11 protein-coding genes are annotated in these 13,449 nt (G+C 69.4%); 9 read left to right on the forward strand and 2 right to left on the reverse strand.

The window, feature by feature from the left end; all coding sequences use genetic code 11:
- Nucleotides 1-29 precede the first annotated feature (29 nt).
- Nucleotides 30-971 (reverse strand): hypothetical protein, encoded by a 942-nt coding sequence (locus QOZ81_RS12340; protein ID WP_291206011.1) that lies wholly within the window; start codon nt 969-971, stop codon nt 30-32.
- A 396-nt stretch (nt 972-1,367) separates the two neighbouring features.
- On the opposite strand from QOZ81_RS12340, the gene QOZ81_RS12345 reads away from it, so the two are divergent.
- A complete protein-coding gene (locus QOZ81_RS12345; RefSeq protein ID WP_291206008.1) occupies nt 1,368-2,204 on the forward strand; it encodes a DsbA family protein in 837 nt (278 codons plus the stop codon).
- Between the two features lie 15 nt (nt 2,205-2,219).
- On the opposite strand, the gene QOZ81_RS12350 is transcribed toward QOZ81_RS12345, so the two are convergent.
- Nucleotides 2,220-3,662, reverse strand: coding sequence for a sensor histidine kinase (locus QOZ81_RS12350; protein WP_291206005.1), 1,443 nt, complete (start codon nt 3,660-3,662; stop codon nt 2,220-2,222).
- 85 nt (nt 3,663-3,747) lie between these two features.
- Between QOZ81_RS12350 and QOZ81_RS12355 the strand changes: the two genes are divergently transcribed.
- The 8 genes from QOZ81_RS12355 (at nt 3,748) to QOZ81_RS12390 (ending at nt 13,446) form a co-directional block, all read left to right on the forward strand.
- Nucleotides 3,748-4,971, forward strand: a complete 1,224-nt coding sequence (locus QOZ81_RS12355) for a sensor histidine kinase (protein WP_291206002.1) — start codon at nt 3,748-3,750, stop codon at nt 4,969-4,971.
- Complete coding sequence (locus tag QOZ81_RS12360) at nt 4,964-5,608, forward strand: RNA polymerase sigma factor (RefSeq protein WP_291205999.1); 645 nt, start codon at nt 4,964-4,966, stop codon at nt 5,606-5,608. Before QOZ81_RS12355 ends, QOZ81_RS12360 begins: the two co-directional genes overlap by 8 nt.
- Nucleotides 5,605-6,408 (forward strand): cupin domain-containing protein, encoded by an 804-nt coding sequence (locus QOZ81_RS12365; protein ID WP_291205996.1) that lies wholly within the window; start codon nt 5,605-5,607, stop codon nt 6,406-6,408. The genes QOZ81_RS12360 and QOZ81_RS12365 overlap by 4 nt, the downstream gene beginning before the upstream one ends.
- 63 nt (nt 6,409-6,471) lie before the next feature.
- A complete protein-coding gene (locus QOZ81_RS12370) occupies nt 6,472-7,344 on the forward strand; it encodes a DMT family transporter (protein ID WP_291205993.1) in 873 nt (290 codons plus the stop codon).
- Between the two features lie 84 nt (nt 7,345-7,428).
- On the forward strand, nt 7,429-8,826 hold the full coding sequence (hydG, locus tag QOZ81_RS12375) for a [FeFe] hydrogenase H-cluster radical SAM maturase HydG (RefSeq protein ID WP_291205990.1): 1,398 nt from the start codon (nt 7,429-7,431) through the stop codon (nt 8,824-8,826).
- A 1-nt stretch (nt 8,827) separates the two neighbouring features.
- Nucleotides 8,828-10,045 (forward strand): [FeFe] hydrogenase H-cluster maturation GTPase HydF, encoded by a 1,218-nt coding sequence (gene hydF / locus QOZ81_RS12380; RefSeq protein ID WP_291205987.1) that lies wholly within the window; start codon nt 8,828-8,830, stop codon nt 10,043-10,045.
- Entirely contained in the window at nt 10,029-11,138 is a 1,110-nt protein-coding gene (gene hydE / locus QOZ81_RS12385) for a [FeFe] hydrogenase H-cluster radical SAM maturase HydE (RefSeq protein WP_291205984.1), read from the forward strand. Before hydF ends, hydE begins: the two co-directional genes overlap by 17 nt.
- Before the next feature lie 127 nt (nt 11,139-11,265).
- Entirely contained in the window at nt 11,266-13,446 is a 2,181-nt protein-coding gene (locus QOZ81_RS12390; protein ID WP_291205981.1) for an NADH-ubiquinone oxidoreductase-F iron-sulfur binding region domain-containing protein, read from the forward strand.
- Nucleotides 13,447-13,449: the final 3 nt, after the last annotated feature.

Here is a 13,449-nt window from a genome sequence, read left to right on the forward strand (position 1 = left end):
GCCGGTGAAGTTTCCCTTGGCTGGATCGACTACTGCATCTGGCAGTACTGGCTGGAGCCGACGAACTTCACGTTGCGCTGGATGAGGAAGTTCCGGGAGCCCAGGGTCACGTTGTAGTAGGCCCCGTTCGAACCCAGGGTGCTGGTGCCGAAGGTCCAGGCGCAGTCGTCGCCGTTCTCGTAGCCCGTGCGGGCATACCAGGTGTTGCCATCGGGATCGGTGGCGGCTTCCTCGAGCTCGTGGGCCAGCACGGACACCATGCCATCCACGCCGGCATTGCCATTGGGGCCGGTGCTCTGGGCGGCGCAGGAGGTGATGCAGCGGGCCGCGTTGCCCACGAAGGCGAAGCGGTGGTTGGAGCCGTTGATCGTGCCCCAGGAGTGCCAGCCGCAGTACTGGGTGCAGAAGCCCGAGGACGCGGTCACGTCCGAGGAGGTCAGCACGAAGTAGATGCCGTTGGCATCGTTGGGCAGCGCGCCGCCGGTGATGGCGTTGGACACGACGGTCTGGATGTTGGCATCCGACAGGCTCGCGCCGTAGGGGTAGGCCACGGAGGTGGCACCGCCATAGGTCACGTTGCCCGTGATGCCGGAGCCGGTGTAGGTGGAATTCATCTTGTAGTAGGGGGAGCCGCCGATGGCGCCGAAGAAGTCCGTGACGATCTTCTGCCCGGCGGCGGTGTCGGTCCCGTTGCTCTGGGCCCAGTTGCCGTACCAGATGATGTAGACGGTGGGCGTGGTGATGACTTGGCCGCCGTGGTTGGTGAGCTTCGAGCGGGAGGAGAGGGCCGCGGTGGAGCCCACCGTCGGGGCGTACAGGCCGGCGTGTTCGCCGCCGTTCATCCGGTGGTGGATGATCTCGCTCCCGCTCTCGGAGAAGTGGGAACTGCGGCCTTCCTGGGCGAAGGCGGAAGGCACGGCGAGGCCGGCCAGCAGGAAGGCGGTGAGATGGAGCCGGGTGAAGGTCTTCATGGTGCTCCTTGTGGTGGGGAAAGGTGGGGGGTGAATGGGATTCCCGGAAGGGTCTCCCTGGGGGGAAGAACCGTGAACAGGCTGTGGCCCCGAAACGCGCGGGCGCCTCGGGGACTGCGGGCTCGTCTGGTCGCGCGGGATCGTGGTCATCCGGCGGTTGCGGCCAAGGCCGAGGCCTTCATGAACTGGCTGAAAGAACGTCTGGACAGGAGTCTAGGTCGCAGAATCGAATCTCACAACATGTTAATTTTTGTTAATGTCAACCAATTCGTCATTTACCAATATCATTTTTTCATAAAACTTTAATTTGGAATCAATAAACCCATGCAAATGGGTAGGCTATCCTTTCCCATCGCCCCCCACCAGTGCATCCATCAAGCGCCGAAAGGACTTCCGATGCCCCGTCGCCTCAGCCCCGGACTCGCCGCCCTCCTCGCCTTCGCCGCCCAGGTTCCGGGCCTGCAGGCTCAGCAGGCCGCCCCGCCCCGGCGGAAACCAGCGGCACCTCCCCTGCAGTCCCAGATCGATGCCCTGCGGGAAGGCCAGGAGAAACTGCAGAGGGATCTGGATGAGCTCAAGGCCCTGCTGAAGGCGCAGCCCGCGAGGATGGAATCCCCGGCCATCCCGAAGCCCCAGGACCTGATCACCTTGAATGTCGGCGGTGAGCCGTTCAAGGGGAGCGCCCTCGCCCGGGTGGCCATCCTGGAGTACTCGGACTTCGACTGCTCCTACTGTGCGAAGTACGCCACCGAGGTCTACCCGCTGCTCGACCACCTCTACATCCAGGGCGGCAAGGTGAAGTACTTCTTCCGGGACATGCCGGGCCAGGACCACCTGAACGCCCTGTTCAAGGCCAGGGTCGCGCGCTGTGCGGGCGACCAGGACAGGTTCTGGGAGGCCCATGACCTCCTCTTCAAGGACCAGCGCCCCTTCGACGCACCGGGCCTGGCGCGGTTCGCCGAGTCCCTGGGCCTGGACGGGGCCCAGTTCAACGCCTGCGTCGCCAGCGACCGCCACCTCGACGCCATCAACCGCAGCGCGATGGGCGCCGCCCGCCTGCGGCTCCGGGGGACGCCGGCCTTCCTCATCGGGATGCTGAGCGAGGACGGGACCATCCTGCGGGCGACCCGGGTCATCATGGGCGGAGACTCCCTCGACGCCTTCCGCACGGTCCTGGACGACATGCTCAAGGCTGATGCGTCCAAGCCCGGGGCCGGCCAGCCAGCTTCGTGATCCGCCTCCCCCGCCTCAGGCGATGGGCATCGTGATCCGCAGGGTGCTGCCCCTGCCGAGGCCATCGCTGGCCAGGCCGATGGTCCCGCCCATCATCTCCATGAGGTGCTTGCAGATGACCAGGCCCAGCCCGGTGCCTCCGAATTCACGGCTGTGGCCGCCCTCGGCCTGGGCGAACTTCTGGAAGAGCCGGGCCTGGGCCTCATGGCTCACGCCGATGCCCGTGTCCACCACCAGCAGGGCGATGTGGCCGGGATGGCGCTCCACCTGCACGGCGACGCTGCCTTCCTTGGTGAACTTGAGCGCGTTGGAGAGGAGGTTGAGCAGCACCTGCTTCAGGCGGCTCGGATCCACCACCACGTCGGGGAAGTCGTCGAGGTCGGGCCAGAACAGCTCGACGTTGGGGCGGCGGGGATAGGCCTCGGCAATGGGCCTCACCTCCTCCAGCAGGATGGGGAGGCTGAAGGGCTCGGGATGGACCTCGAGCTTGCCGGATTCGATCTTGGCCAGGTCCAGGATGTCGTTCAGCAGGCCCAGCAGGTGCTGGCCGGAGGTGTAGCTGTCCTGGAGCATGGACCGCATCTCCTCCGCGTCGTCGTAGAGGCCGTCCATCACCAGGCGCGTGAAGCCGAGGATGCCGGTCAGCGGGGTGCGGAGCTCGTGGCTGGTGAGGGCCAGGAACTCGCTCTTCAGCTGGTCGGCCTCCCGCAGGGCATCGTTGACGCGCTCCAGCTCCAGGGCCTGCCGCTGCAGCGCGTCCCGCTGCTCGGACAGGTCGCGGAAGAGCCAGGCGTTGTAGAGGGAGATGGCCGCCTGGCGCTGGAGGATGGTGATGGAATCAAGATCCTCCTCCTCCCAGTGCCGATCCGCCGGCAGGGCCAGGATGGCGAACCCCAGCAGCAGCAGCTGGTGCTCGAAGGGGATGAAGAACAGCTGGGCGCCGTCCGTTCCACGCAAGGCGCCAAGGGTGGTCCCATCGCAGGAGGGGTCCAGCCACTGGCTCTGGAAGAGCACCAGGGGCGTCCCCGGAAAGGGGTTGGGGGCGGGCAGCCGCAGCGTGGACCACTCCGCCCGCGTGAGGCCCGTGCCCTCCTTGGGGACGTAGCCGACGCCGCCGTCCTCCAGGGTCCAGACCACGGCCCGCTGGCAGTGGAACTCCTGGGCCAGCACGTCGAGGACCACGCTGACCACCTGTCCGCCCTTGGAGGTGGCGGCCAGGATCTCGGACACCTGCTGGAGCACCTGCATCTGGTGGGAGCGGCGACCCAGCTTGGCCCTCAGCTCCCGGGCCTCGTGCATGGCCTGCGTGAGCTGCCGCTGGGCCTGCATGAGCTCGGCCAGCATCTCCGCCCCCTGGGGACGCTGGGGCTGCACCGCGGCCACAGGCTTGGGACCGGAGCTGGTCTTCGCGGGGGGCTGAGTCGGCTTGGGGCCCGAGGACTGGTTCGAATTGGGCATGGACTCCAGGATGGCCCGGCGCACCCCCGCTGCCAAGGGGCCTCTCGCGTCGCCGGAATAAGCCTGTTTGCCCCAAGATAGGGACATGGCGAACCGCGCCCCCACCTTCTCGCTCCAGCGGATCATCTTCCTGGCCGTCTCCCTGGTGCTCTGCATCCAGGTGGGCTGGTGGATCAACGTGCAGATCCGGGAATCCGGGCGCCTGCTCCAGGCCCGCGCCCAGGCGCTCAACGCCAGCCGGGCCGAGGCCTGGCAGATGGACAGCCTCAGCCTCCTGGCCTTCATGCATGCGCGACCCGATCCCTCCTCCCGGGCCGGGGCCGTAGAGGGCCGTCTGCCCGCCCTGCCCAGCCTGGAGCGGCGCCGGGAGGCCATCCACCGGGTGTACCCCCACGTCGTGGTGGTGCCTTCCCGCACGTCGCCGGACGACTTGGCCCTGCTCGACGGCTCGGCCTTCCTGGCCCTGCGGCCCGAACCCATGATCGAGCTGCGCAACCAGCGCTGGCACTCGGTCTTCCGGGCCGCCTCCGAAGGCGCCTTCATGGTGGTGGCCGTGCTCCTCGGCTTCGTGCTGCTCTACCGCAAGCTGGCCGAGGAGCTGGACCTCAAGCTGCGCCAGCGGAACTTCACCTCGGCGGTGACCCACGAGCTCAAGACCCCCATCGCCTCGCTGCGGGTCTGGACCGAAACCCTCTTCACCCGCACCCTGCCCGATGAGCAGCGGCTGCGGATCCGCGGCCTCATGGAGAAGGACATCGAGCGGCTGAACGAGCTGGTGGGCAACCTGCTGGACGTGGCCCGGGCCGAATCCGGCAGCCTCGTCCTCCACCAAGCCCCCCTCGAGCTGGCCCCCTGGCTGCGTGGCGTCTGCGAGGCCATGGACCAGCGGCTGGGGGCGGGCGCCCTGGGCCTCAGCCTGGAATTCGGGTCGGAGCCGCTCTGGGCCAACGCCGACCCCAAGGCCCTGGGCACCGTGATCGAGAACCTGCTCTCCAACGCCTTCAAGTACGCGGCGGAGCCCCGCCAGACCACGGTCACCCTGGACGGCGATGGCGACGACGTCCTCATCGTGGTCAGCGACCTCGGCCACGGCCTGGCCGCCAAGGACCTGCCCCGGGTCTTCCACCGCTTCTTCCGGGTGGGCGACGAGATGACCCGCCAGGTGGCCGGCACGGGCCTGGGCCTCTTCCTCGTGAAGGAGATCGTCACCCGCCACGGGGGCGATGTGCGCGCCTCCAGCCGCGGCCCCGGCCTCGGCTCGGCCTTCACGGTGCGCCTGCCCCGCATCCCCAGGCCCCCGGATGCCTGAGCCCGCGCCGGCCCGGGACCCGCGCCCCGAGGCCGCCCTCGTCCAGGCCGCCGCCCAAGGCGACCCCGTGGCCTTCGAGGCCCTGGTGCGGCCCCACCTGGGCATGCTCTTCCGCGTGATCGACCGGATCCTGGGGAACGAGGCCGAGAGCCAGGACGCGCTGCAGGATGCACTCCTGACCCTCCACCGGGAGCTGCCGGGCTTCCACGGCGCCAGCAAGTTCAGCACCTGGGCCTACCGGATCTGCGTGAACCAGGCCCTCATGGCCCGCCGCAAGCGCGTCCGGCGCCGGGAGGATGCCATCGAGGATCTGATGCCACGTTTCGGGGACGAGGGGCATCACATGAACGTGGACACGATCCTCGACTGGAGCGAGGACGCGGAGGCGCTGATGAAGGTCGAACAGGAAGAGCTGAAGGCCAGGGTCCGGTCGGGCCTGGATCGCCTCTCCGACGATCAGCGCGCGGTCTTCGTCCTCCGGGACCTCGAGGGTTGGAACACCGACGAGATCGCCCGGCACCTGGGCATCACCCGTGAGCTGGTGCGGCAGCGCGTGCACCGGGCCCGCCTGGCGCTGCGCGCCCTGCTGCCCGAGTTCGCCCCTACCCAGTTCGCCCCGCCCCAGGAGGGACGATGACCTTCCTGGTCCCTTCCTGCGAGCGGGTCACGAGCCTGCTCACCGCCTACGAGGAGGGCGCCCTGGGCCCCCTGGACTGGCTCGGGCTGAAGCTCCACCTGGCGCTCTGCCCGCCCTGCCAGACCTTCCTCGCATCCTTCGAGCGGACGCCGGCCCTGCTGCGACGGGCCTGGGGCGAGGACACCCACGCCCTGTGCGAGCGGGCCCTGGCCGGCGCCCTGGCAGCCCTGCGCGAGGGGCGCGTCCCCCGGGGACCCCAGCACCACCCCGAGCCTGAAGCCTGGTCCGCCCTGGAATCCGGCGGGGACCCCCTCCACACGCTGCTGCTGCGGGTCCACCTCGGTCACTGCGAACCCTGCCGCGAGACCCGGGGCGGGGACCTGGCCATCTCCCTGGCCGAGCGCCCCCTGGAGGCCCTCCGGCCCCACCTGCCCCCGGATACGCAGTGGCGCTGGATCCGCCACGGCCTGGGCGGAGCGAAGGTGGCCATCCTCCAGGAGGATTCCACCGGGGCCAGCCTCAGCCTGGCCTGCCTGCCGGGAGGCCGCACCACGCCCTTCCACAACCACCGGGGCGTCGAGCGGGCCCTGGTGCTGTGCGGCGCCATGCAGGATGGCCCGGCCCATCTGCGGGCGGGCGACTGGATCGAGCATCATCCCGGCCACCTCCACGGCCCCACGGCGGATCCCGGGGGGGAATGCTGGGCCCTCATCGCCCTCGAGCGCCCCGTCCAGTTCCTGGGCTGGCGGGCCGTCGTGGAGTGGTTCGCGAGCCGATCCCCGGGGCCGGCCCCCCGCTGAGGCGGCCGGCGCCAGGACCATCGCGACGCGAGCCGCGTGATCGCTCCATGCTCCAATGGGACGATGAACCGATCCGCCGAGACGACCCGAGGCGTGGCCCTGGTGGCCCTGGCCGCCCTGCTCTGGAGTTCCAGCGGCCTCTTCATCAAGGTGCTGCCCCTGGGCGCCCTGCAGATCGCCTTCGCCCGCAGCCTCGTGGCGGCCCTCACCATCGCCGCGGTGGTGCGCTTGAGGGGAGGCCACCCCTTCCCCAGGCCCGATGGGCTGGCCCTGGGCTGCGCCGTGGCCTACGCCGCCCTCCTGATCCTCTTCGTGGCCGCCACCAAGCTCACCACGGCGGCCAACGCGATCTTCCTGCAGTTCTCCGCGCCCATCTACCTGGTGTTCCTGGAGCCCTGGGTGACCCGCCGGCCCCTGCAGCGGCGGGATCTGGTGGCCGTGGTGGTCTGTTTCTCCGCCATGGGCCTGTTCTTCGTGGGGCGGCTCGGCGCGGGCACGCTGGCCGGCAACCTCCTCGGAGTCGCTTCCGGCGTCTGCCTGGCGCTCTTCTCCCTGACGCTGAAGCTGCAGAAGAGCGGTCATCCGAAGGCCGACCCCGTGGCGGCCATCATCCTCGGCAACCTCCTGGTGGCCCTGGTCTGCGCCCCCCTGGCGCTCAGGGATTTCCATCCGTCGCTGCCGCAGCTGGGCATTCTGCTCTACCTGGGCGTCTTCCAGATCGGCATCGCCTACCTCTTCTTCAGTGCCGGCATGAAGCGCCTCTCGGCCACGGTGGCCGTGGTGACGGGCACGCTGGAGGCGGTGCTCAACCCGGTCTGGGTGTTCCTCGGCATCGGCGAACGGCCCTCTGCCTGGGCCCTGGTGGGCGGCCTGGTGATCCTCGGCACCATCGGGTGGTACACCCTGGGGCCGCGAAGGCGGTCCGTGGAGTTGTGACCAAGGCCCGGAGGATGGGGGTGGTCCTTAGATTACCCATGGGTTATTTTTTATGCGCACCACTCCCCCGTGGAGGTTCTTTCGATGCGCGGGCCCTCAGAATCCTTCCCCCTGGCTGAAGCGTCCATCCAATCGGCGCTGGACTCGGCGCCGGCCGAGGACCCCGTCCGCATCCGTGAGCTGCTGGCCAAGGCCCGCGAGATGAAGGGGCTGGCGGACGGGGACCTCCCGCCCCTCATGGCGCTCCGGGATCCCAGGCTGCTGCTGGAGCTCTTCGATGCGGCCAAATGGGTGAAGGATCAGATCTACGGCAACCGCATCGTGATGTTCGCGCCGCTCTACGTGTCGAACCTCTGCGGAAACGAATGCCTCTACTGCGCATTCCGCGCCTCGAACCGGGAGCTCCCGAGGCGGGCCCTGCAGCAGGAGGAGATCGCCGCGGAGGTGGGCCATCTGCTCGCCCAGGGGCACAAGCGCCTGGTGCTGGTGGCCGGGGAGGCCTACCCCAAGGAGGGTCTCGACTACATCCTGTCGGCCATCCGGACGGTGTACGCCGTGCGCCACGGCGACGAGAACATCCGCCGCGTGAACGTGAACATCGCCCCCCTGGAGGTCGCGGATTTCCGCCGCCTGAAGGAGACGGAAATCGGCACCTACCAGCTCTTCCAGGAGACCTACCACCGGGAGACCTACGCGCGGATGCACCCCAGGGGCCTCAAGGCGGACTTCGACTGGCGCCTGGGCTGCATGGACCGGGCCATGCAGGCGGGCATCGACGACGTGGGCATCGGCGCCCTCTTCGGCCTCCACGACTGGCGCTTCGAGCTGCTGGCCATCATGCACCACGCCCGCCACCTCGAGGAGCGCTTCGGCTGCGGGCCCCACACCATCAGCGTGCCCCGCATCGAGCCCGCCGAGGGCTCCAGCACCAGCGAGGCGCCGCCCTTCGCGGTCAGCGACGCCGACTTCCGCAAGCTCATCGCCATCCTGCGCCTGGCCGTGCCCTACACGGGTCTGATCCTCAGCACCCGGGAGCGGCCCGAGGCGCGCCGGGAAGCCCTGCAGCTGGGCATCAGCCAGATCAGCGCCGGCAGCCGGACCAACCCCGGCGGCTACGAGGAGGACGCCCTCGAGGGCGGCGCCCAGTTCTCCCTGGGGGACCACCGGGACCTCGACGAGGTTGTGCGCGACCTGGCGCAGATGGGCTTCATCCCCAGTTTCTGCACCAGCTGCTACCGCATGGGCCGCACCGGGTCCGATTTCATGGATCTGGCCAAGCCCGGCGAGATCAAGGCCCACTGCCACCCCAATGCCCTCGCCACCCTCCAGGAGTACATGGAGGACCATGCCAGCCCCGCCACCCGGCTCGTGGCGGCACGGCTGCTGGCGGACAGCCTGGACGACCTGGATGGCCAGGCCCGCGCCCAGGCCGAGGGCATGGTGGCCCGCGTGAAGGAAGGAGAACGCGATGTGTTCTGCTGAGATGAGACCCGCCCCGCGGAACCTCCGCCTCCACATCGGCCTCTTCGGCCGCCGCAACGCGGGGAAGTCCTCCCTGCTGAACGCCCTGACCCGCCAGCAGGTGTCCATCGTCTCGCCCCAGCCGGGCACCACCACGGATCCCGTGGAGAAGCCCATGGAGCTGCTGCCCCTGGGCCCCGTGCTCTTCGTGGACACCGCCGGGCTCGATGATGAAGGCACCCTGGGCGAGGCGCGCAGCGGCCGCTCCCGGGCCGCCCTGGACCGCGTGGACCTCGCCATCCTCGTGGCCGAGCGCGGCCAGTGGGGCGCCTTCGAGGCGGAGCTCCTGGCGGACCTGAAGGCCCGGAGCACCCCCACGGTGGTGGCCCTCAACAAGTCCGACCTGCGCTTCTCGAAGACCCTGCCCGACCTCGGGGACACCCCCGTGGTGCCCGTCTCCGCCCTCCGCGGGCAGGGCCTCGACAGCCTGCGCGAGGCCCTCCTGCGCGCCGCCCCCGAGGGCCATTTCGACTCCCGCCACCTGCTGGCGGACCTGGTGCCGCCAGGCGAGGTCGCCGTGCTGGTCATGCCCATCGACAGCTCCGCCCCGAAGGGCCGCCTGATCCTGCCCCAGGTGATGGCCGTGCGCGACGTGCTGGATGGCGCGGGCCTCGCCCTGGTCGTGCAGGCCCGGGAGCTGTCCCGCGCCCTGTTCGCCCTGAAGCGCCTGCCGGCCCTGGTGGTCACGGACTCCCAGGCCTTCCAGTCCGTGGCCATGGATGTCCCCGACTCGGTGCCCATGACCTCCTTCAGCATCCTCATGAGCCGGTTCCAGGGCGACCTGGCGGCCCAGGTGCGCGGCACCCTGGCCATCGAAGACCTGCGGGAAGGCGACAGGGTGCTCGTGGCCGAGGGCTGCACCCACCATCCCACCGAGGAGGACATCGGCCGCGTGAAGCTGCCCCGCTGGCTGAACCAGAAGGTGGGCGGCCCGCTGCAGTTCGACACCGTCCAGGGCCGGGAGTTCCCCACGGATCTGTCGCCCTACAAGCTGGTGGTGCACTGCGGCAACTGCATGGGCAACCGCCGCGAGATGCTGTCCCGCACACACCGCTGCGAATCCGCCGGCGTGCCCATCACCAACTACGGGCTCGCCATCGCCCATTCCCTGGGCATCCTCCACCGGGCCCTCCGCCCCTTCCCCGAAGTCCAGGACGCGCTGCATGCCCTCCAGCCCTGAACCCGGACGCTTCCGCCTGGACCACGCCGGCCTCAGGGACTGGCTGCTGGAACTGGATCCGGAGCGTCTCCAGGCCCTCTGGTCGGAGGCGGATCGCGTCCGCCGCGCCCACGTGGGGGACGCGGTCCACCTCCGGGGCCTCGTCGAAGTCTCAAGCCACTGCGTCCGTCACTGCCTCTACTGCGGGCTGCGGGCCCCCTCCACCGGGCTGGACCGGTACCGCATGGAGGCCGGCGAGATCCTCGCCTGCGCCCACGAGGCCGTGCGGCTCGGCTACGGCAGCGTGGTGCTCCAGGGCGGCGAGGATCCCGGCCTGGGCCAGGCCTTCATCGCCGGCGTGGTCCGCGTCATCAAGCAGGAGACGCCCCTGGCCGTCACCCTCTCCCTGGGCGAGCGCAGCGACGAGGACCTGCGGGCCTGGAAGTCCGCCGGCGCAGACCGCTACCTGCTGCGCTTCGAGACCAGCGACCCCGCCCTCTACCGGCGCATCCATCCCGACCTGCCCGGCATCCCCAGCGACCGCTTCGCGCAGCTGGAGCGCATGCGCGACATGGGCTACGAGATCGGCACCGGCGTCATGGTGGGCATCCCCGGCCAGACCTGGGACACGCTGGCGGCGGACATCCTCCGCTTCCGCGAGTACGACATGGACATGATCGGCGTGGGCCCCTTCCTCCCCAGCCCGCGCACGCCCCTGGGCGGGCCTGCGGCCGAGACCTTCCTCGCCGCGCCGGAAGACCAGGTGCCCAACGACGAGCTGACCACCCTCAAGGCCGTGGCCCTGACGCGCCTCGTGTGCCCCGATGCGAACATTCCGAGCACCACGGCCCTGGCCACCCTGGATCGCGCCCAGGGCCGCGAGCTCGGTCTCATGCGCGGCGCGAACGTGGTGATGCCCAACGTCACGCCGCTGCCCTTCCGGGCCCTGTACGAAATCTATCCCGGGAAGGCCTGCCTCGGCGAAACGCCCGCGACCTGCCAGGGCTGTCTGGAAGGACGTCTCCACGCCCTCGGCCGCACGATTGCCAAAGGACCTGGAGGGCGAATTAGGACACTGTGTAAAGATTCTGTTCCATGTGATTTCCATCACTGACCGATCGGTCATCAATGGACAGAATTCTCGTGCAGCTGGTGCCCCGGCGCGCGGCGAATCCTCCCCCTGAGCCGCCTCCGGGATGCCCTTGAATCCATCCGGGTGATGCCGGGTGGCAGGAGATTCCATGTCTCTTCCCGTGCGCGATTTCTACCGGTCCATGGCGGACCGCGTCGGCCAGACCCTGGCTGAGCGGGACCTCGGGAACAAGATCCTGATCCAGGTGGGCTCGGCCACCTGCGAACACGCCGCCGGATCGCAGGCCGTGGCCGAGGAGTTCCTGCGGCACATCCGGGCGTCGGGCCGCAAGGACGTCGTCATCCACCGCACGGGCTGCACGGGCCGCTGCTCGCGGGAGCCCATCGTCGGCATCCAGGTGCCCGGCCAGATCCCCGTGAAGTACGAACGCGTGAACCGGGACCTCGTGCACCGCATCTTCACCGAGCACGTGCAGGGCGGGGTGGCCGTGATGAAGCACGTCCTCGACCACAGCACCGAGGTGCTGCCCGAGCGGGAGTTCCTCTTCTGCGAAGGCTCCCGCTGCCAGGGGCCGGGGCCGGGCCTGCGGGACCGCTTCATGGCCATGCTGGAGGCCCGGGGCATCGAGCCCCACCGCGTCCACGTGGCGGCGGCCAGCTGCTTCGGCGGCTGCAGCCTGTCCGGCGGCTCCCCTGCCACCTACGTCCTGGCACGGCCCGAGAAGGTGCTCTACCGCGTCGCCAGCGAGGAGGATCTGACGGCCCTCCTGGACCTCCACGTGCTGGAAGGCCGGGTGGTGGAACGGCTGCGGGTGCAGGAGGAGCCCATCGCCCTCGAGTTCCTGGAGCGCTACGGCGACGTGGCCTTCTTCAACCGCCAGAGCCGCATCGCCCTGCGGAACGCGGGCGTGGTGGATCCCGACAGCCTCGATGAGTACATCGGCTTCGACGGGTTCAAGGCCCTCAGCGAGGTGCTGGCCCGGCGCGACCCCGACTGGGTGATCTCCGAGCTGACCAAGGCGCGGCTGCGGGGTCGCGGCGGCGGCGGCTTCCTCACGGGCACCAAGTGGACCCTGGCCCGCAAGCAGGCGGACACCACGCGCTTCATCATCTGCAACGGCGACGAGGGCGATCCCGGCGCCTTCATGGACCGCTCCATGCTCGAGAGCGATCCCTTCAACATCGTCGAGGGCATGATCATCGGCGGCTACGCCATCGGCGCGCAGAAGGGCTTCTTCTACATCCGGGCCGAGTACCCGCTGGCCATCAAGCGCATCCAGCATGCCATCGACACCTGCCGGGCGAACGGCCTGCTGGGCCAGGACATCATGGGCTCGGGCTTCGGCTTCGACCTGGAGATCCGCCTGGGCGCCGGCGCCTTCGTCTGCGGCGAGGAGACGGCCCTCATCCGCTCCATCGAGGGCGAGCGGGGCCAGCCCAAGGTGCGCCCGCCCTACCCCACGGACCGCGGTCTCTGGGGCCACCCCACCTGCATCAACAACGTGGAGACCTTCGCCAACGTCTCCGCCATCCTGCGCTACAGCGGCGACTGGTACGCCCGCATCGGCACCGAGAAGAGCGGCGGCACCAAGGTCTTCGCCCTGGCCGGCAAGGTGAAGCACACGGGCCTGGTGGAGGTGCCGCTGGGCACCACCCTCTCCCGCGTGGTGAACGACATCGGCGGCGGGGTATCGGGCGGCAAGCAGCTCAAGGCCATCCAGACCGGCGGTCCCGCGGGCGGCTTCATCCCGGCCTCCATGCAGGACATGGAAGTGGACTTCGAGCCCCTGCAGAAGGCGGGCTCCATCATGGGCTCGGGCGGCATGATCGTCCTCAGCGAGGACGACTGCATGGTCGACATCGCCAAGTTCTACATGGCCTTCAGCCAGGAGGAGAGCTGCGGCAAGTGCACGCCCTGCCGCGAGGGCACCACCCGCATCCTGGAGATCCTCGAACGCATCACCCAGGGCAAGGGCGTCGTGGAGGACCTGGACAAGCTGCACCGCCTGTCGCGGCTCTGCCAGCGCACCAGCCTCTGCGGCCTGGGCCGCGCCGCACCGAATCCGGTGCTCTCCAGCCTCAAGCACTTCCGCGAGGAGTTCCTGGCCCACATCGTGGACAAGCACTGCCCGGCGAAGAAGTGCGTGGCCCTGATCCGCTACGAGATCAATGCGGAGAAGTGCATCGGCTGCACCATCTGCGACCGCAACTGCCCGGTGGAATGCATCACCGGCAACCGCAAGGAGGCCCACGTCATCGACCAGGCCGCCTGCATCAAGTGCGGGAACTGCTTCGACGTCTGCAAGTTCGCCGCCATCGACCGGGTGTAGGAG

This window comes from Geothrix sp. (genome assembly GCF_030219325.1).
Lineage (GTDB): Bacteria > Acidobacteriota > Holophagae > Holophagales > Holophagaceae > Geothrix.

What these genes read in the sequence shown, in the direction of transcription:
- QOZ81_RS12360 (WP_291205999.1), top strand. Translation starts at nt 4,964, where the DNA reads ATGCCTGAGCCCGCGCCGGCCCGGGACCCGCGCCCCGAGGCCGCCCTC.
- QOZ81_RS12355 (WP_291206002.1), top strand. Translation starts at nt 3,748, where the DNA reads ATGGCGAACCGCGCCCCCACCTTCTCGCTCCAGCGGATCATCTTCCTG.
- hydE (WP_291205984.1), top strand. Translation starts at nt 10,029, where the DNA reads ATGCCCTCCAGCCCTGAACCCGGACGCTTCCGCCTGGACCACGCCGGC.
- hydF (WP_291205987.1), top strand. Translation starts at nt 8,828, where the DNA reads ATGAGACCCGCCCCGCGGAACCTCCGCCTCCACATCGGCCTCTTCGGC.
- QOZ81_RS12370 (WP_291205993.1), top strand. Translation starts at nt 6,472, where the DNA reads ATGAACCGATCCGCCGAGACGACCCGAGGCGTGGCCCTGGTGGCCCTG.
- QOZ81_RS12365 (WP_291205996.1), top strand. Translation starts at nt 5,605, where the DNA reads ATGACCTTCCTGGTCCCTTCCTGCGAGCGGGTCACGAGCCTGCTCACC.
- hydG (WP_291205990.1), top strand. Translation starts at nt 7,429, where the DNA reads ATGCGCGGGCCCTCAGAATCCTTCCCCCTGGCTGAAGCGTCCATCCAA.
- QOZ81_RS12390 (WP_291205981.1), top strand. Translation starts at nt 11,266, where the DNA reads ATGTCTCTTCCCGTGCGCGATTTCTACCGGTCCATGGCGGACCGCGTC.
- QOZ81_RS12340 (WP_291206011.1), bottom strand. Translation starts at nt 971, where the DNA reads ATGAAGACCTTCACCCGGCTCCATCTCACCGCCTTCCTGCTGGCCGGC.
- QOZ81_RS12345 (WP_291206008.1), top strand. Translation starts at nt 1,368, where the DNA reads ATGCCCCGTCGCCTCAGCCCCGGACTCGCCGCCCTCCTCGCCTTCGCC.
- QOZ81_RS12350 (WP_291206005.1), bottom strand. Translation starts at nt 3,662, where the DNA reads ATGCCCAATTCGAACCAGTCCTCGGGCCCCAAGCCGACTCAGCCCCCC.